Annotated in this window: 17 protein-coding genes and 3 tRNA genes; 17 read left to right on the forward strand and 3 right to left on the reverse strand. The window is 72.7% G+C overall.

Annotation, left to right across the window (positions count from 1 at the left end; all coding sequences use genetic code 11):
* The first annotated feature begins 16 nt into the window (after nt 1-16).
* The 9 genes from O7634_RS16085 (at nt 17) to O7634_RS16125 (ending at nt 7,522) form a co-directional block, all read left to right on the forward strand.
* Nucleotides 17-1,066 (forward strand): MoxR family ATPase, encoded by a 1,050-nt coding sequence (locus O7634_RS16085; RefSeq protein ID WP_278150940.1) that lies wholly within the window; start codon nt 17-19, stop codon nt 1,064-1,066.
* A complete protein-coding gene (locus tag O7634_RS16090; protein ID WP_278150941.1) occupies nt 1,063-2,076 on the forward strand; it encodes a DUF58 domain-containing protein in 1,014 nt (337 codons plus the stop codon). The genes O7634_RS16085 and O7634_RS16090 overlap by 4 nt, the downstream gene beginning before the upstream one ends.
* On the forward strand, nt 2,073-3,032 hold the full coding sequence (locus O7634_RS16095) for a VWA domain-containing protein (protein ID WP_278150942.1): 960 nt from the start codon (nt 2,073-2,075) through the stop codon (nt 3,030-3,032). Before O7634_RS16090 ends, O7634_RS16095 begins: the two co-directional genes overlap by 4 nt.
* A gap of 33 nt (nt 3,033-3,065) precedes the next feature.
* Nucleotides 3,066-3,920 (forward strand): trypsin-like peptidase domain-containing protein, encoded by an 855-nt coding sequence (locus tag O7634_RS16100; protein WP_278150943.1) that lies wholly within the window; start codon nt 3,066-3,068, stop codon nt 3,918-3,920.
* 96 nt (nt 3,921-4,016) lie between these two features.
* Nucleotides 4,017-4,313 (forward strand): hypothetical protein, encoded by a 297-nt coding sequence (locus O7634_RS16105; RefSeq protein ID WP_278150944.1) that lies wholly within the window; start codon nt 4,017-4,019, stop codon nt 4,311-4,313.
* 33 nt (nt 4,314-4,346) lie between these two features.
* On the forward strand, nt 4,347-4,772 hold the full coding sequence (arfB, locus tag O7634_RS16110) for an alternative ribosome rescue aminoacyl-tRNA hydrolase ArfB (RefSeq protein WP_278150945.1): 426 nt from the start codon (nt 4,347-4,349) through the stop codon (nt 4,770-4,772).
* Nucleotides 4,773-4,905: 133 nt separating this feature from the next.
* The gene (locus O7634_RS16115; RefSeq protein WP_278150946.1) at nt 4,906-5,748 is read left to right on the forward strand and encodes an FkbM family methyltransferase; all 843 of its coding nucleotides are present in this window, start codon (nt 4,906-4,908) and stop codon (nt 5,746-5,748) included.
* A 105-nt stretch (nt 5,749-5,853) separates the two neighbouring features.
* Nucleotides 5,854-6,852, forward strand: a complete 999-nt coding sequence (locus O7634_RS16120) for an aldo/keto reductase (protein ID WP_278150947.1) — start codon at nt 5,854-5,856, stop codon at nt 6,850-6,852.
* Nucleotides 6,853-6,925: 73 nt separating this feature from the next.
* Nucleotides 6,926-7,522, forward strand: coding sequence for a TetR family transcriptional regulator (locus O7634_RS16125; RefSeq protein ID WP_278150948.1), 597 nt, complete (start codon nt 6,926-6,928; stop codon nt 7,520-7,522).
* Between the two features lie 10 nt (nt 7,523-7,532).
* Here O7634_RS16125 and O7634_RS16130 read toward each other — a convergent pair whose 3' ends face one another.
* Both O7634_RS16130 and O7634_RS16135 read right to left on the reverse strand, forming a co-directional pair.
* Nucleotides 7,533-8,399: a 3-methyladenine DNA glycosylase gene (locus tag O7634_RS16130; protein WP_278150949.1), complete on the reverse strand. Its 867-nt coding sequence runs from the start codon at nt 8,397-8,399 to the stop codon at nt 7,533-7,535.
* A 35-nt stretch (nt 8,400-8,434) separates the two neighbouring features.
* The gene (locus tag O7634_RS16135) at nt 8,435-9,853 is read right to left on the reverse strand and encodes a hypothetical protein (protein WP_278150950.1); all 1,419 of its coding nucleotides are present in this window, start codon (nt 9,851-9,853) and stop codon (nt 8,435-8,437) included.
* A 174-nt stretch (nt 9,854-10,027) separates the two neighbouring features.
* Here O7634_RS16135 and O7634_RS16140 point away from each other — a divergent pair, with 174 nt between their 5' ends.
* The 4 genes from O7634_RS16140 (at nt 10,028) to O7634_RS16155 (ending at nt 11,519) form a co-directional block, all read left to right on the forward strand.
* Complete coding sequence (locus O7634_RS16140) at nt 10,028-10,831, forward strand: fumarylacetoacetate hydrolase family protein (protein ID WP_278150951.1); 804 nt, start codon at nt 10,028-10,030, stop codon at nt 10,829-10,831.
* 108 nt (nt 10,832-10,939) lie between these two features.
* Nucleotides 10,940-11,011: transfer RNA gene (locus tag O7634_RS16145), tRNA-Gln, on the forward strand.
* A gap of 133 nt (nt 11,012-11,144) precedes the next feature.
* Nucleotides 11,145-11,217 (forward strand) — tRNA-Glu (locus tag O7634_RS16150).
* 229 nt (nt 11,218-11,446) lie between these two features.
* A tRNA-Glu gene (locus tag O7634_RS16155) sits at nt 11,447-11,519 on the forward strand.
* Between the two features lie 218 nt (nt 11,520-11,737).
* On the opposite strand, the gene O7634_RS16160 is transcribed toward O7634_RS16155, so the two are convergent.
* Complete coding sequence (locus O7634_RS16160; protein WP_007456408.1) at nt 11,738-12,424, reverse strand: IclR family transcriptional regulator; 687 nt, start codon at nt 12,422-12,424, stop codon at nt 11,738-11,740.
* Between the two features lie 49 nt (nt 12,425-12,473).
* On the opposite strand from O7634_RS16160, the gene leuC reads away from it, so the two are divergent.
* The 4 genes from leuC to O7634_RS16180 all read left to right on the forward strand — a co-directional run bounded on the left by leuC (nt 12,474) and on the right by O7634_RS16180 (nt 17,564).
* Nucleotides 12,474-13,919: a 3-isopropylmalate dehydratase large subunit gene (gene leuC / locus O7634_RS16165; RefSeq protein WP_278150952.1), complete on the forward strand. Its 1,446-nt coding sequence runs from the start codon at nt 12,474-12,476 to the stop codon at nt 13,917-13,919.
* Nucleotides 13,920-13,934: 15 nt separating this feature from the next.
* Entirely contained in the window at nt 13,935-14,522 is a 588-nt protein-coding gene (gene leuD, locus O7634_RS16170; RefSeq protein ID WP_278150953.1) for a 3-isopropylmalate dehydratase small subunit, read from the forward strand.
* A 172-nt stretch (nt 14,523-14,694) separates the two neighbouring features.
* Complete coding sequence (locus O7634_RS16175; protein ID WP_347404259.1) at nt 14,695-15,372, forward strand: HU family DNA-binding protein; 678 nt, start codon at nt 14,695-14,697, stop codon at nt 15,370-15,372.
* A gap of 140 nt (nt 15,373-15,512) precedes the next feature.
* Entirely contained in the window at nt 15,513-17,564 is a 2,052-nt protein-coding gene (locus tag O7634_RS16180; protein ID WP_278150955.1) for an endonuclease/exonuclease/phosphatase family protein, read from the forward strand.
* The last annotated feature ends 1 nt before the right edge of the window (nt 17,565 follow it).

Raw genomic sequence — 17,565 nt, forward strand, 5'->3', positions numbered from 1 at the left:
CCGGGAAGCAAGGACCGTGACGGACATCTCGGACACCCTGGCCAGCATGCCCAGCCCGGTCGATCCGGAACCGAGCGGCATCGAGCTGGAGCAGACCCTCTTCGAGGTCAAACGCGTGATCGTCGGGCAGGATCGCCTCGTCGAACGCCTGCTCATCGCCCTGGTCGCCAACGGGCACTGCCTCCTCGAAGGGGTACCCGGGGTGGCCAAGACACTCGCCGCGCAGACCCTCGCGACAGTGGTCGGCGGCACCTTCTCCCGGATCCAGTTCACCCCGGACCTGGTGCCCTCCGACATCGTTGGCACCCGGATCTACCGGGCCTCCAAGGAGACCTTCGACATCGAGTTGGGCCCGATCATGGCCAACCTGGTGCTCGCCGACGAGATCAACAGGGCGCCGGCGAAGGTCCAGTCGGCGCTGCTGGAGGCGATGGCCGAGCGGCAGGTCTCGATCGGCGGCCGCAGCTGGCCGATCCCCGAACCCTTCCTGGTGCTGGCCACCCAGAACCCGATCGAGTCCGAGGGGGTCTACCAGCTCCCGGAGGCGCAGCGCGACCGGTTCCTGATGAAGGTTCTGGTGGACTACCCCAGCGACGCCGACGAGTTGTCCATTCTCTACCGGATGAGCACCGACCGGCCGAGCCCTCGCCAGGTGCTCGACCCGCAACGGCTGCGCGACCTCCAGGCGCAGGCCGAACGGGTCTTCGTGCACCACGCGCTCGCCGAGTACGTGGTGCGGCTGATCCTCGCCACCCGTGACCCGGGCCGGTTCGGGCTGCCGGAGATCGCACCGCTGTTGGCGTACGGCGCCAGCCCGCGCGCCACCCTCGGCCTGGTCGCGGCGGCCCGGGCGCAGGCACTGCTGCGCGGGCGGGAGTACGTGCTGCCCGAGGACATCAGGGAGTTGGCCGTCGACGTCCTCGCCCACCGGCTGGTGCTCTCCTTCGACGCGGTCGCCGACGGGGTCTCGGCCGAGCACGTGGTACGACGACTGGTGGAGGCGGTACCACCGCCACGGCTGGCCAACGGGCAACCTCAGCCGGCGTCCGACCTGGCGGCGGCATGAGGCGCGCGGCCACGGCGCCCGCCGACCCCGGCCTCGCCGAGCTGGCCCCGGACCAGCGCCTGCGTCGCCTGGAGCTGACCGTCACGCGCCGGCTCAACGGGCTGCTGCACGGCCAGTACCGGGGCCTGCTCCCCGGTCCGGGCAGCGAACCGTCCGGCAGCCGCGAGTACCGGCCGGGCGAGGACGAGGTGCGGCGGATGGACTGGGCGGTCACCGCCCGTACCGCGGTGCCGCACGTCCGCCAGGTCGACGCCGACCGGGAGCTGACCACCTGGCTGCTGGTGGACGGCAGCGCCAGCATGGAGTTCGGCACTGCCGAGCTGGACAAACGGGAGCTGGCGGTGGCCGCGGTCGCGGCGGTCGGTTTCCTGACCGCGGGAGTCGGCAACCGCCTCGGCGCCCAGGTGCTGCGCGTCGACGGGGTACGCCGCTTCCCGGCGCGCAGTGGGCGTACCCATCTGCTCGCCCTGCTCCGCACGCTGCTCGCCGCCCCCCGGGCCACCGCGCCCACCGACCGGCCGGGGCGCGGCCCGGCTGTCGCGTCGCCGGACCTGGCGGACGGCCTCGACGCGCTGCACCGGGTGGCGACCCGGCGCGGTCTGGTGGTGGTGGTCTCCGACTTCCTCGACGGGCTGCCCGACGACCCCGGTCAGCCCGCGCCCTGGGAGCGGACCCTGCGTCGGCTGGCCGCCCGGCACCAGGTGCTGGCCATCGAGGTCACCGACCCGCGTGAGCTGGAGCTACCGGATGTCGGCCTGATCACGCTCGTCGACCCGGAGACCGGCCGCCACCGCGAGGTGTGCACATCGGACCGTCGGCTGCGCGAGCGGTACGCCGAGGCCGCCGCCGCCCAGCGCACGCAGGTGCGGCAGTCGGTGCGCCGCAGCGGGGCCACCCACCTGCCGCTGCGCACCGACGGGGACTGGAGCGCGGACATCGTCCGGCACGTGCACGCCCAGCGTCGGCTGGCCGCGGCGCCGGTCGGCCAGCCCCGGGGAGGTGTGGCGTGAGCTGGCAGTCGCCGCTGCGACTCTGGTTGCTGCTCGGCGTGCTCGCCCTCGTCGTCGCCTATTTGGTGCTACAACGGCGGCGCAGCCGGTACGCGGTGCGTTTCACCAACCTGCGACTGCTCGACCGGGTGGCGCCGGATCGGCCCGCCTGGCGTCGGCACGTGCCGGCCGGGCTCTTCCTCGCCATGCTGGCCCTGCTCGTGGTCGGCTTCGCCCGGCCCAGCGCCGAGGTGCGGGTGCCCCGCGAACGCGCCACGGTGATGGTGGCGGTGGACGTGTCCACGTCGATGCTCGCCACCGACGTCGAGCCGGACCGGTTGGGCGCGGCAAAGCAGGCGGCCCGCCGCTTCGCCGAAGGGCTGCCCGACGAGTTCAACGTGGGACTCGTCGCGTTCGCCGGCAGCGCTGCCGTCCTGGTGCCGCCGGGCACCGACCGGGACGCCCTCGACGAGGGGATCGGCCGGCTCGCCGAGGGGATCACCGGCGTGCAGGGCACCGCTATCGGTGAGGCGATCAACACCTCGCTCGGCGCGGTGAAGAGTCTGGACAGCGCGGCCGCGAAGGAACCGCCGCCGGCCCGGATCATCCTGCTCTCCGACGGCGCCAACACCGCCGGGATGGACCCGATGGAGGCGGCGACGGAGGCGGTGTCGGCGGAGGTGCCGGTGCACTCGATCTCCTTCGGGACGCCGAACGGGTTCGTCGACCGGGGTGGTCGGCCCATCCAGGTGCCCGTCGACGGGCAGACCCTCAGGGAGGTCGCCGAGGAGACCGGCGGAATGTTCCACGAGGCCAGCACGACCGACGAGCTGCGCGCCGTCTACGACGACATCGGCAGCTCGGTGGGCTACCGCACCGAGCGGCAGGACGTGTCGGCCCGGTTCATCGGCCTCGGACTGGTGTTCGCGATGGGCGCCGCCGCCGGTTCGATGCGGTGGTTCTCCCGACTGCCCTGACCGCCGCGCCGATGTCGACAGTGAGGAGTACGCATGGCAGTGCAGACCGGACTGGGCGAGCCGCGTGGTCCCTGGTTCATCTCCCCGGAACTCGGTCCGGACGGGCGCGGGTGGTGGGACGCGCCGGACCGCGACCCGGGCGGGCAACGGCCGCGACGGCTGCTCGCCGTGCTGGCCGTGGTGGCGGTCTCCGCCGTTTCGGGCGCGCTCGCCGGCGGCGTGGTGGCCTCCCGGGACGGCGGTGCCGGACCGGCCGCCGCGTCCGCCGCCCCGGTGCCGGCCGAGTTGGTCACCGCTGCCGAGCGGACCGTGCCCGGGGTGGTGTCGGTGCTGACCGGCGGTACGACGAGCGGGTCCGCGACCGGCTCCGGCTTCGCGGTGGACGACCAGCAGCACCTGATCACCAACGACCACATCCTGGCCAAGGGCGGCGGTGGGCCGGTGACAGTGGAACTGCCCGACGGCCGGCGGTTCGCCGCCGAGGTGGTCGGCCGGGAGCCGCGCAGCGACCTGGCGGTGCTGAAGGTGCCGGCGTCGGCCGGCCTCACCCCGTTGCCGCTGGCCAAGCCGGGTGGAACCCGGGTCGGTGAACCGGTGCTCGCGGTCGGGTCGCCGCTCGGTCTGGCCGGGACGGTGACGGCGGGCATCGTCAGCGCGCTGGACCGCGAGGTGCGGCTGGGCAACAACCGGCACACCGCGGTGCAGACCGACGCGTCCATCAACCCCGGCAACTCCGGTGGGCCACTGGTCAACGCGCGGGGCGAGGTGGTCGGCGTGAACACCGCCATCGCCACCATCGACGGCAACGGGTCGATCGGCATCGGGTTCGCCATCCCGATCGAGCAGGTGCAGCAGACTGCCGACACGATCATCGGCAAGGGCGGCTGACCTGCCCGGACGGCCCGTGCCGCCGGCTCTGTCGGATATCCGGCGCGGCGGGATCGAATTATGGAAATATCGCCGGCGGTCTGGATACTGGCGGAGGTGGAGCGTCCTCTTCTCGTGGTCCTCCTGCTGGTGGGCCTCGTCATCGGGTGTGCGGTGGGGTCGGCGTACGCGCGGGCACGACGCGGGTGGAACGACTACCAGACGGTCAAGAGATCGGTGCCCGGCGCTCGTCGGGGCGCCTGGTCGCTGATCCGCGGGGTCACCGTGAAGGCCGTGGTGATCGCGCTGTTGCTCTTCGGCGCGGTGGCGTACGCGGCGGTCGGCGCCGACGAGGAGACCGCCGGTCCGGCGCCCAGCCAGTCGCCGGGCGGGAGCGGGCAGCCGCACCGGTGACCCGGACGGCTCGTTCCGGGTTAGCCTCGGGACGTGGACGACGGACTGCGGGTGACCGACCGGTGGGTCGTCCCCGCCGGGGAGCTGCGGGAGCGCTTCTCCCGCTCGTCCGGGCCGGGCGGGCAGGGCGTGAACACCGCCGACTCCCGGGTCGAGCTGAGCTACGACCTGGCCAACTCTCCGGGCGTACCGGAGTCGCTGCGCGCGCGGGCGTTGGCCCGGCTGGCCAACCGGCTCGTCGACGGGGTGCTGACGATCGCCGCCAGTGAGCACCGCGCGCAGTTGGCCAACCGGGAGGCGGCCCGGGAACGGATGGCCGCGCTGCTGCGGGAGGCCGCCGCGCCGCCACCGCCGCCCCGTCGTGCGACCCGTCCGTCGCGCGGGGCCAAGGAGCGCCGGCTGGCCGAGAAGAAGCGCCAGTCCCAGCGCAAACGCGACCGCCGCGTCGACGGCGAGTAGTCCACGCCTCTGCACGAGGCTTGATCGGCTGGGGAACCGTAACGGCAGCAGTTCGAGGGTCGTTGCTACCTGTGCGAGGCCCGCCAGGACCGCAGGCCCCGGCGTGCCCACGATCAGCGACGGAGTGGAACCGATGACGATAAGACGGCGAGTGGCGAACCTGCTGACTGGTGGTGTCAGTCCGGCACTGACGGCTCGGGTCGGCTCGGCCTATCTGTCCGCGCTGCACCGGACCCGTTGCCGGGTGCGGTACGTCGACGGCGAATGGATCCACCGCTACCCGAGCGGCACCGTGGTGAACACCTACCTCTGCCCGATCACTCCGGAGCAACAGGATCGGGAAGCCGAGGACTACTCGCTCCACGACTACCGGATCCAGCCGGGCGACACGGTTGTCGACTGCGGCGCGGGGGTCGGCGGTGAGGTCCGGCTCTTCTCCCGGCTCGTCGGGCCCAGCGGAAAGGTGGTCGCGATCGAGGCACACCCACGGACCTTCGGCTGCCTGCGCCGCTCGATACAGCTGAACGGCCTGACGAACGTGGTGCCGGTGGAGTGCGCGTTGGTCGAGGAGCCGGGCACGGTCCACCTCGACGACGACCAGGAAGGGCACATCAGCAACGGGCTGACAACGGATCTGGCGCACTCGGTCGCAGTGACGGGGCGCACTCTTGAGGAGCTGTTCACCAGTCTGGGCATCGAACGCGTCGATCTCCTGAAGATGAACATCGAGGGTGCCGAGCTTCCCGCGCTCCGTGGCGCATCGGGCGCGCTGAAGCGGGTTCGCCGGCTCGTCGTCTCCTGTCACGACTTCCGGGCGGACCGACCCGGGTGCGAGTGGCAACGCACCTTCAAGGAGGTGGTCGAGCTGCTGCAGGAGGCCGGTTACACGATCAAGACCCGCCCCGACGACCCCCGCCCCTGGGTGCCCTACTACGTGTACGCCACCCGCCCCCCGGTCGCCGGATGGATGCCGTAGTCAGCGCCGTGTCGGATCGCGTCCCGTCGCTCGGTGCTGACAAAATCTGGAATCTGTTAGCCAGATGATGTACGTTGGTGTCGTCACCCAGGGAAGGACGACATCATGAACAACCGCACCCTCGGCACCACCGGCCCCACCGTCTCCGCGCTCGGCCTCGGCCTGATGGGCATGTCCGACCTCTACGGCGCCGCCGACGAGGCGGAGAGCATCGCCACCATCCACGCCGCGCTCGACGCCGGTATCACGTTGCTCGACACCGGCGACTTCTACGGGATGGGCCACAACGAGATGCTGCTGCGCGACGCGCTGCGCGGCCGCAACCGCGACAACGCGGTGATCAGCGTCAAGTTCGGCGCGCTGCGTGACAGCGAGGGCGGCTGGAACGGCAACGACGTCCGACCCGTCGCGATCAAGAACTTCCTGGCGTACACGCTGCGCCGGCTCGGCACCGATCACGTCGACATCTACCGCCCGGCCCGGCTCGCGCCGGACGTGCCGGTCGAGGACGTGATGGGCACCCTGGCCGACCTGGTCAAGGCCGGTCACATCCGGCACATCGGCCTGTCCGAGGTGAGCGCGGAGACCCTGCGCCGCGCGCACGCCGTGCACCCCGTCGCCGATCTCCAGCTCGAATACTCGTTGATCTCCCGGGACCCCGAGGCCGCGATCCTGCCCACCGCCCGCGAGCTGGGCGTCGGCGTCACCGCGTACGGGGTGCTGTCCCGGGGCCTGATCAGCGGCCACTGGACACCGCAGCGGGAGACCGACTCCACCGACTTCCGCAGCCACCTGCCCCGGTTCGCCGGTGCGAACCTGGACCGCAACCTCGCCCTGGTGGACGCGCTGCGCACCGTCGCCGAGGCGCGTGGCGTCACAGTGGCGCAGATCGCCATCGCCTGGGTGCTGTCCCGGGGCGGGGACATCGTGCCGCTGATCGGCGCCCGCCGCCGGGAGCGGCTGACCGAGGCGCTCGGCGCGGCGGAGGTCACCCTGACCGAGGCCGACCTCGCCGCGATCGAGGCCGCCGTCCCGTCCGGGGCGGCAGCCGGCTCCCGCTACGACGAGGCGCAGATGGCGTTCCTGGACAGCGAGCGGGCATGACCGCGGTGCCGTGGCGCGACCGTCGGCCGGGGGTCGCGCCACGGTCGGCGGCCCGGTCAGGAAGGCTGGGCTCATGAGCGACACCACCGCCCTGACGGCCGACCGCATCCTGGACACCGCCGAGGAGGTGCTGCGCCGCTACGGGCCGGCCAAGGCCACGGTGTTGGACGTCGCCCGTGCCCTGAGCGTCAGCCACGGCAGCGTCTACCGGCACTTCGCCAGCAAGGCCGCTCTGCGCGAGGCGGTCGCCGAGCGCTGGCTGGCCCGGGTGTCCACCCCCCTGATCGGCGTGGCCACCGGTTCCGCCTCCGCGCCGGAGCGGCTGCGCCGGTGGCTGGCCGAGCTGAGCGGCACCAAGCGGCGGATGGCCCGGGAGGACCCGGAGCTGTTCGACAACTTCCACCAGCTCGCCACGCTCTCCGAGGGGGCGGTCGCCACCCACCTCGAGGTGCTCGCCGGCCAGCTCAGCGTGATCGTGGCGGACGGGGTGGCGGCCGGCGAGTTCGGCGTGGCCGATCCGGCGGTCGCCGGTCGGGCGATCCTCCAGGCCACCGCCCGCTTCCACCACCCGGCCCACCGCACCGAATGGGACGAGCCAGGGCTCGCCGACGACCTGACGGCGGTGGTCGACCTGCTGATCGACGGGCTGCGCACCCGCGCCCCGAGCTGACCTCTCCGGGTCAGGCCGGTACCGCGGCCAGCAGCCGCTCGCGCAGCACCGCGGCCCGCTCGGCGAACCCGCGCTGCGCCGCCGCGTACTCGGCGCGTCCCTCCGGGGTCTCCACCCGCACCGGTGGGTAGCCCAGCGCCGCCAGGTCGTACGGGCTGGCCCGCATGTCCAACGTGCGGATCTCCCGGGCCAGGTCGAACGCGTCGGCCACCAGCTCCGAGGGGACCAACGGCGACAGCTTGTACGCCCACTTGTAGAGATCCATGTTGGCGTGTAAGCAACCCGGCTGCTCGTTCGCGTGCTGCGTCTCCCGGGTCGGCGTGAGCACGTTCAGCGGACGGGCCGGCGGGGTGAAGAACCGGAACGCGTCGAAGTGGCTGCACCGTACGCCCCGGTCCTCGACGACGGCGGCGGTCCGCTCCGCGCTCAGTCGCAGCGGCCACGCGTTGTGGCGCAGCTCCTCCTGCGTCTGCCGGTAGACCATCGCCCACTCGTGCATCCCGAAACAACCGAAGTGCGGCGCCCGCCCACCCGTCGCCAGCAACAGCGAGCGGATCCACGCGATGGACTCGCCGCGCCGCGCGCGTACCCCAGCGGTGTCGAGGGTGACCCCGGCGGCGGTGGCGCGGTAGTCCCGGCCGAACTCGGCGGTGGCGGCGTCGCGCAGCTCGACCCCCGCGCCCGGATGCCACCGGCGCAGCTGGGCCGGGCGGTGCGAGTAGTAGGTGAACAGGAAGTCGGCCACCGGATGCCGTTCACCACGGCGACGGCGCGAAAGGTGCGGGGTGAGCCAGACGTCCACCCGCTCCTCGTGGGCCAGCCGGCGGGCCCGCCACTGCGCCGCGTCGAGCACGGCGGGGGCGAGGGCGGCGGTCACGCACCCAAGGGTACGACCGCCGCCCCGCCCGCCGATCAGGGCATCTGCACCCGGACGCCGGCCGAGAACACCCCGCTGCGCAGCTCCAACTGTCGGGGCGGGTCCCGTCCGTCGACGGTGAACACCAGTGGAAGAACCACCCGGCTGCCCGCCGCCATCGGGTCGGCGAAGACGTCCCGCCCGAGGTTGGCCGCGCGGGTGGCCGTCTCGTCGGTGCTCACCCAGCGCCCGCCGGGCAGGTACGCCCGTTGCAGCTCGCTGTGCCACGGCTGGTGCTCGCCGGTGACGTTGCGCACGCCCACGGTGGCCTGGCAGCGCTGGCCCCTGGCCGGCGCCGCGGTGCCGCCGGTCGGGTCGGGCGCGCCGCAGGTCATCCGGTACACGGTGAACTCGAAGGCCGACTCGCGCAGCGGCACCCCCACCGGCCCGCTCACCCCGGTCCCCATCCACGCGCCGTTGGTCGGCTGCTTCTGCGTGTCGATGCCGGCGACCTGCCGGGTGGCCGTCCAACCGGCGGTGCCGACGACGCCGGCCAGCACCGCGACCGCGGCGCCCACCAACAACCAGACCGGCGGGGTACGCCGACGCCGCGCCGCCGGCGGCGCCGACGGACGGGGATAGACGGTTCCGCGTTTCCCGTCGCCGGTGCTCAGGGCGGCGGCCGTCAGCCGTCGCCCGCGTCCGCGCCGCCGTCGCCACAGCCACACCACCGCGGCGCTGACCAGCAGCAGGACGGCCAGCCCGGCGAGCAGCACCGGATAGCGGCGCCAGGGCGGCGCCTCGGTGACCTCGGCCGCCGGTGCCGCCGCCGCCTGCCAGGTGGCGGTGGCGCAGTCGTACGGCCGGCTGCCGTCACTGGTGAACGCGCAGGTCGGCGCGGTCAGGGGCCGGCCCGGCGCGGTCGCCGCGAGCGCGGTGCCCAGGGTGGTGGTGCTGTGCGCGGGCAGCCGCAGCCGCCAGGTGACCTCGGTGGTGGAGGTGCCCGCCCGGGTGGATCGGCCGCCGGCGCTGATCGCGGTCGGGGACGACCCGGGTGGTAGCTCCTGGCGGACTGTCGTGTCCACCGGGGCGTTGCCCACGTTGCGGACCTGGATCCGGTACCTCGGCGCGGGGCTGCTCTCCGGGGCGACCGCCACCGTGACCTGCTGCGGCGGCGGCTTCGCCGGTGCCCGGCTGGGCGGCGCCATCGCCGGTGGGGCCGACGGCGGGGTGGGCTCGGCCGTGCGGGTGACCACCGCCACCGGTCGCGGCGCGGCCGCCGGGCCGGCCGTCGGTGGCGGTGTGGTCGCCGTCGCTTCCGGCGTGGTCGCCGCCGGGCGCGGCGTGGCGGCTGGTGGGCGTGGCGCGGCGGCCGCCTCCGGGGCCGTCGCCGGCAGGGCCGGTACGGCGGCGAGGATGCCGAGGCAGTGCACGAACACTGCGAGGGCTCTGTGGTGTCGTGTCGATGCAGGCATACGAACGAACCTCCGGAGCCGACGCTAGGGGCCCGTCGCGTCCGTGCGGGTACGAAGTCGGGAAGCCGGCCCCGGTCACCTCCGGCTCCGGTAAGCTGCCGCGCGGTGCCGCGTTGCGCACATCCACGGGCCGGTCCTGGCCGGTCGCGGCGCTGGCGGAGCTAGATTGGCCGGGTGCGTATCGCTCGTTTCGCCCATGCCAAGGGAATGTCGTTCGGTGCCGTCGAAGGCGAACCGGAGGCCGGGCCGCAGGGCCTGACCATCGCCGAGATCGAGGGCCACCCGTTCGGCAAGCTCTCCTTCACCGGGGCCCGCTGGGCCCTCTCCGACGTCCGGCTGCTCTCCCCGATCCTGCCCAGCAAGGTGGTCTGTGTCGGCCGTAACTACGCCGACCACGCCGCCGAGCTCGGCAACGAGGTCCCCAAGGAGCCGCTGCTCTTCCTCAAGCCGTCCACCTCGGTGATCGGCCCCCGCGACGCCATCCGGTTGCCGATCTTCTCCAAGCAGGTCGAGCACGAGGCCGAGTTGGCGGTCGTGATCGGCGCACCCGGCGCCCGCCGCGCGGACCGGGCCGCCGCCGAGCGCGCCATCTTCGGCTACACCTGCGCCAACGACGTGACCGCGCGGGACCTCCAGCGCTCGGACGGGCAGTGGACCCGGGCCAAGGGCTTCGACTCGTTCTGCCCGATCGGCCCGTGGATCACCACCGGGCTGGACGTCTCCGACCTGGAGATCCGGTGCGAGGTGGGTCGTAACCCGGAGGAGATGGAGGTACGCCAGCTGGGCCGGACGAAGGACATGGTCTTCGACGTGCCGGGCCTGGTGTCGTACATCTCGCACGTGATGACGCTGCTGCCCGGCGATGTCGTTCTCACCGGCACTCCGGCCGGGGTTAGCCCGCTGCTCGAGGGGGATACGGTCACCGTGCGGATCGAGGGCATCGGCGAGCTCACCAACCCGGTGGTGCCCGTCGCCTGATCCGTCCGGTGCCCCTGTTTCCGCAGCTCAAGGGTGGTTCGGGGGGATCGGATTTGGCCTGCCGGCACCGGGAGGGTAAAGTTCACTCCCGGCGCCGCAAGGGGCCAATGGGGTATGGGGTAATTGGCAGCCCGACTGATTCTGGTTCAGTTAGTCTAGGTTCGAGTCCTGGTACCCCAGCGCTGCTGGAATTCGCGAGAGTTCCGGACGCTGGATTCTGACGGAGTTCGACTCCGCCCCGACGGGGCGGAGAGATGATCTCTGGTAGAGTGCAGCTCCTCCGCCCGTCAGGGTGGGGGAGCGAAACAGTTCTGGCCCCGTCGTCTAGCGGCCCAGGACGCCGCCCTCTCAAGGCGGTAGCGCCGGTTCGAATCCGGTCGGGGCTACACCGCGCACAGCCCGTCTCACCTGTTGAGGCGGGCTGTTGTCGTTGTCCGTCGTGAACGGGCTGTTGTCGTTGTCGGTCTTGAGCGGGCTGTTGTTCTCCGTCCGCATGCGCCTCGGTGGTGCTACGGGTGGCCCGCCGCAGCCCCAGGTACCCCGCGCTCGGGCCACCTGACAGTGCCGCTAGACTACAGTCGCACCGCCCGCGAGGGTGGTGAACGGAAAAGTTCTGGCCCCGTCGTCTAGCGGCCCAGGACGCCGCCCTCTCAAGGCGGTAGCGCCGGTTCGAATCCGGTCGGGGCTACACCCCGAAAGCCCGTCCCGCCCCCGGCAGGACGGGCTTTCGCCATCCCACCCCCGCCCCACCCTCCCTGCGCCCCGCCCTCCCTGCGCCCCGCCCTCCCTCGCCCCGTTGATCATGAAGTTATTGCCATCCGCGTCGGCGTGTCGTGGCCACGACTTCATGATCAACCGGGAGTGGGCGGGGGGAGGGGGCCGGGGCGGGGGGAGGGGGGCGGGGGGTTAGAGGCCGGATAGGCGTTGGCCGGCTCTTACCACTGCCATGGCGTGGCGTTCGCCGGGGCGGCGGCCGAGGCGTTCGATCGGGCCGGAGATGCTGACCGAGGCGATCACGCGGCCGGTGCGGTCGCGGATCGGGGCGGAGACGCTCGCCACTCCCGCCTCGCGTTCGGCGACGCTCTGCGCCCAGCCGCGGCGGCGTACCTCGGCGAGGGTGCGGCCGGTGAACTTGCTCCGGGGCAGCAGCGGCATCACCGCCTCCGGCGGCTCCCAGGCGAGCAGGATCTGCGCCGCGGAACCGGCGGTCATCGGCAGCACCGAACCGACCGGCACGGTGTCCCGCAGGCCGCTGGCGCGTTCCGCCGCGGCCACGCAGATCCGCTCGTCGGCGCGGCGCAGGTAGAGCTGGGCGCTCTCGCCGGTGGCGTCGCGCAGCGCGGCCAGCAGGGGCTCGGCGGCGGTCAGCAGCACGTCCGGTGCGGCGTTCGCCAGTTCGCCCAGGCGGGGGCCGGGTCGCCACCTGCCCTGGGTGTCCCGGACCAGCATCCGGTGAATCTCCAGGGCCTGGGCCAGCCGGTGTGCGGTGGCTCGGGGCAGCTTGGTGCGTTCAACGAGTTCGGCCAGGCTGGCGCCGTCGACACAGGCGGCCAGGATGACCACCGCCTTGTCGAGAACGCCGACACCGCTCATACTGTGTCCCACAAGCCGAAATTTACCTCCCAGAATTTAGGATGTCCAGATGGTGGGAGTCACTCCTGAGCCGAGGACCCTGGCCGAGAAGGTCTGGGACGCGCACGTCGTACGGTCCGCCGCCGGTGAGCCGGACCTGCTCTTCATCGACCTGCACCTGCTGCACGAGGTGACCAGCCCGCAGGCGTTCGACGGGCTGCGGCTCGCCGGGCGCCGGGTGCGTCGTACCGACCTGACCCTCGCGACCGAGGACCACAACACCCCGACCGGGTACGCCGACCCGGCGTTCCGCCTCCGCCGTGGTGACCTGCTCACCATCGCGGACCCCACGTCGCGTACGCAGATCGAGACGCTGCGCCGCAACTGCGCCGAATTCGGGGTGCGGTTGCACGCGCTCGGCGACGACAACCAGGGCATCGTGCACGTGATCGGCCCGCAGCTCGGTCTCACCCAGCCGGGCATGACCATCGTCTGCGGCGACTCGCACACCGCCACCCACGGCGCCTTCGGCGCGCTCGCCTTCGGGATCGGGACCAGCGAGGTGGAGCACGTCCTGGCCACCCAGACACTGCCGCAGAGCCGGCCGAAGACGATGGCCGTGAACGTCACCGGCCAGCTCGCCCCCGGTGTCACCGCCAAGGATCTGGTGCTCGCGCTGATCACCCAGGTCGGCACCGGCGGCGGACGCGGGCACATCGTGGAGTACCGCGGCGAGGCGATCCGGGCCCTCTCCATGGAGGGGCGGATGACCATCGCCAACATGTCCATCGAGTGGGGCGCCAAGGCCGGCATGATCGCGCCGGACGAGACGACATTCGCGTACCTCAAGGGGCGTCCGAACGCGCCGCAGGGCGCGGACTGGGACGCGGCCGTGGCGTGGTGGCGGACGCTGCCCACCGACGAGGGCGCGCGTTTCGACGCCGAGGTCACCCTGGACGCCAGCCGGATCACGCCGTTCGTCACCTGGGGCACCAACCCCGGGCAGGGTGCGCCGCTGAGCGCGCCGGTGCCGGACCCGGAGGAGTTCAGCACCGACGCGGAGCGTGCCGCCGCTCGGCGCGCCCTGGAGTACATGGAACTGCGCCCCGGCACGCCGCTGCGGGAGCTGCCGATCGACGTGGTCTTCGTGGGCTCCTGCACCAACGGCCGGCTGGAGGACCTCCGGGCCGCCGCCGACGTGCTGCGGGGTCACCGGGTCGCCGACGGCGTCCGGATGCTCGTGGTGCCCGGCTCCGCCGCCGTACGGGAGGCGGCCGAGGCGGAGGGCCTGGACAAGGTCTTCGCCGACGCCGGGGCCGAGTGGCGGTTCGCCGGGTGCTCCATGTGTCTGGGGATGAACCCCGACACGCTGAAGCCGGGCGAGCGCTCCGCCTCCACCTCGAACCGCAACTTCGAGGGCCGTCAGGGCCGGGGTGGGCGCACCCACCTGGTCTCGCCGCCGGTGGCCGCCGCCACCGCAGTGGTCGGCCGGCTGGCCGCACCCGCCGACCTGTAGAAGGGGACCGAGGAGATGGAGAAGTTCACCACCCACACCGGCACCGCCGTGCCGCTGCGCCGGTCCAACGTGGACACCGATCAGATCATCCCGGCCGTGTACCTCAAGCGGGTGACCCGGACGGGTTTCGCCGACGGGCTGTTCAGCGCCTGGCGGGAAGATCCGAAATTCGTGCTCAACGATGAAAACTATTCCGGGGCGTCGATCCTCATCGCCGGTCCCGAGTTCGGCACCGGCTCGTCCCGGGAGCACGCCGTCTGGGCGCTGCGGGACTGGGGCTTCCGGGCAGTCGTGGCACCCCGCTTCGGTGACATCTTTCGCGGCAACGCCCTCAAGGAAGGTCTGTTGCCGGTCGAGTTGGAATTGAAAGCCGTAGAAGAGTTGTGGGCTCTGGTCGAGGCCGATCCGACCACGCAGGTGACCGTCGACCTGACCGCCCGGCAGCTCTCCGCCGCAGACGCCAGCTGGTCCTTCCCGCTGGACGACTTCAGCCGGTGGCGGCTGCTGGAGGGCCTCGACGACATTGGACTCACCCTCCGGCATGCCGCCGACATCGACTCGTACGAGGCGCGTCGACTGCCGTTCCTGCCCTCGGTGGCATAGCCGTACACCTCGGCGGAGAGCGGATTTCACCCCCATCGGGCCGACCGGTGGGGGTGAATCCGTTACGACACAAGGCCTTTTTTCTACCGAATGTTTGTGTCTCGGCAGCACAGGGCATACCGTGCGCGCAGAATGGCTCGCGTCGAGTCAGTTGCACAATCGGGAGGAAGTCGTGAACAAGGCCGAGCTCATCGAGGCGCTCGCCGTTCGCCTGGGGGACCGGAAGATGGCGACGGCCGCGCTCGACGCGGTCCTCACCGAGGTCCAGGCGGCGGTCACCAAGGGCGAGAAGGTGGCGATCACCGGATTCGGAGCATTCGAAAAGCGTGTGCGTGGCGCACGAACAGCGCGCAACCCGCGTACCGGCGAGGCGGTGAAGGTCAAGAAGACGTCAGTCCCGACCTTCCGCCCCGGCGCCGGGTTCAAGGAGATGGTGGCCAGCGGCAAGGTGCCGAAGGCCACGGTGGCGACGAAGAAGGCCACCACCGGCACCACCACGGCCAAGGCGGCGGGCACGAAGGCGACCACGGCCGCCAGCAAGAAGACCACCGCGGCCAAGGCGAGCAAGAGCACCGCGGCGACCAAGACGGCTGCCAGCAAGAAGACCGCCCCGGCCAAGGCGAGCAAGACCACGGCGGCGACCAAGACGGCTGCCAGCAAGAAGACCGCCCCGGCCAAGGCGAGCAAGACCACCGCGGCGACCAAGACGGCCGCCGGCAAGAAGACCACCGCGGCGAAGAAGACCACCGCGGCGACCCGGTCGACGGCGGCGAAGAAGACCACCGCGTCGGCGAGCAAGAGCACGGCGGCCAAGAAGTCGCCGGCGAAGAAGGCGGCCAGCAAGCGCTGACCGACCCCGCTACCGAAGGGCGTCCACCCGTGGGGTGGGCGCCCTTCCGGCGTACGCGGGCCGTTGACCCGGTTGACGCCCTCGCGCAGAATCGCCGTGCCGGCCCCTCCGCCGGCCCGCGAACGGGAAATGGGGCGCCGGTGCGCTACCGCCAGCTCACCACCGGGACGCTCGCGCTGGGCGTCCTCCTGCTCATCGACGTGCTGCGGGTGTGGCTGCCCGGCATCATCACCATCTTCGGCCAGGCGGCGTCCACCCCGGCCGAGCTGATGGGCGCGTTCGCCCTCGGCTGGTTCGTGCTCGCGCTCGGCGCGCCCGCGCTGGTCCGCGCTGTCGGCGCGCGCCCGGTCACCGTCGTCGGCGCCGTCCTGCTCGCCGTCGCCCGGCTCGCGCTCACCGCCGCGCCCGGTGGGCGTGCGCAGCTCTGGCTGGCCACCGCCGGGTTGCTCGCCGGGCTGGTCTGGTTGGTCGGCGTCGCCGCCGACACCGACCGCCCGGTTCCGGGGCTGGCGCTGGGGCTCGGAGTCAACGCGGCGGCGCACGCGGTGCTGGACACCGTCGACCTCATCTGGCGCGGCGACGCGTTGGCCTGGCTGCTCAGCATCGTCGCGGTGGCGCTGTTCCTGCTCGGCGTGGTCCGAAGCGGCCCGAGCGCCGCTGCGCCGACCGATTCGAGCGCCGCTGCGCCGACCGATTCGAGCGCCGTTTCGCGGACCGGCCCGAGCGCCGTTTCGCAGACCGGGCGGGACGCCGGTTCCTCCGCCCGCCGGGGTGGGGCGCGGGCCTGGCTGCTGGCCGGGCCGGCGCTGCTATTGGCCGGCATGGTGGCGCTCTCTCCGGCGCTGGCCCGGACCGGGATGTCGTACCTGGTCGCCGGGGACGGCGTCGCGTCGTCGCCGCTGTTCGGCCTGGCTCCGCTGCCGGTTGCGGTCGCCGGATTCCTGTACGCCGCGCTGACCCGGCCGCCCCGGGGGTGGCGCCGGACGTACGGCCCGCTGGCGCTGCTGGCCGGCGCGGTGCTGTTCGCCCTCGACAACGGTGACCTGCTCGTCCCGGCCGTTCTGCTCGCCGCGCTCGGCCTCGGCGCCTGCCTCGCCCTGACCGACGACGCCGTCCGCGCGCCGGCCGACGACGCCGTCCGCGCGCCGGCCGACGACGCCGTCCGCGCGCCGGCCGACGACGACGCCGGCAGCCCGACCGCGACCGGGGTACGGCGGGGATACGCGGTCGCCGTCGGCATGCTCGTCTTCGCGCTGGCGGCGGTGGGGTACTACTCGGCCTACGACCTCGGCTACCCCAACGCCGCGGTGCCCGTCGTGGTGGCCGGGCTGGTCGCCGTGGTGGCGTTACGGGCCCGTCCCGTCGTCCACCGGCTCCCCGGACCGTTCCCGCCGCTGCGGACCGCCGCCGCGGTCACCGCGTTGGCCCTGCTGTCACCGGTGTACGCCGACGAGGTGCCGGTCGCCAGCAACCGGATCGGTCCACCGCAGCGGCTGACAGTGGTGGCGTACAACGTGCGGATGGGCTTCGGGTTGGACGGTCGGTTCGACTTGGTAGGGCTGACCGAGACCATCCAGCAACGACGACCCGACGTGGTGTTGCTGAGCGAGGTGGACCGGGCCTGGCTGCTCAACGGCGGGCACGACACCCTGGACCTGCTGGCCGAGCGGCTCGGTATGCCGTACGTCTTCGCGCCGGCGGCCGACGCCGTGTGGGGTGACGCGGTGCTGAGCTGGTGGCCGGTGACCGACCTGCGTACCCTCCCGCTGCCGTCCCTCGGCGCGCCCACCGGCGCGCAGGCGCTCGCCGCCACGCTCGACCTCGGCGACGGCATCCGTACCGCTGTGGTGAGTACCCACCTGCAACCACCACCAGGACAGGGCCCGGTGGTCCAGGCCCGCGCGGTCGCCGACTTCGCCGTCCGGTACGCGGCGGGCCGCCCGCTGGTCGTGGCCGGCGACCTGAACACCGAGCCGGGCGACGAGGCGTTCGCGCAGTTCGAGGCCGCCGGTCTCGTCGACGCGCTGGCCGCCGCCCGACCACTGCCGACCAGCCCGGCGGACGACCCGCGCGAGCAGATCGACCACATCTTCGTCTCGCCCGACCTGATCCCCGGCGACCCGGGGGCGCCGCGTGGCACGGCCAGCGACCACCTGCCGGTCGTGGTGACGGTGACCCTGCCAGCCCGCTGAC

Origin of the sequence: Micromonospora sp. WMMD1120 (assembly GCF_029626235.1) — a bacterium.
Taxonomy (GTDB): Bacteria; Actinomycetota; Actinomycetes; order Mycobacteriales; family Micromonosporaceae; genus Micromonospora.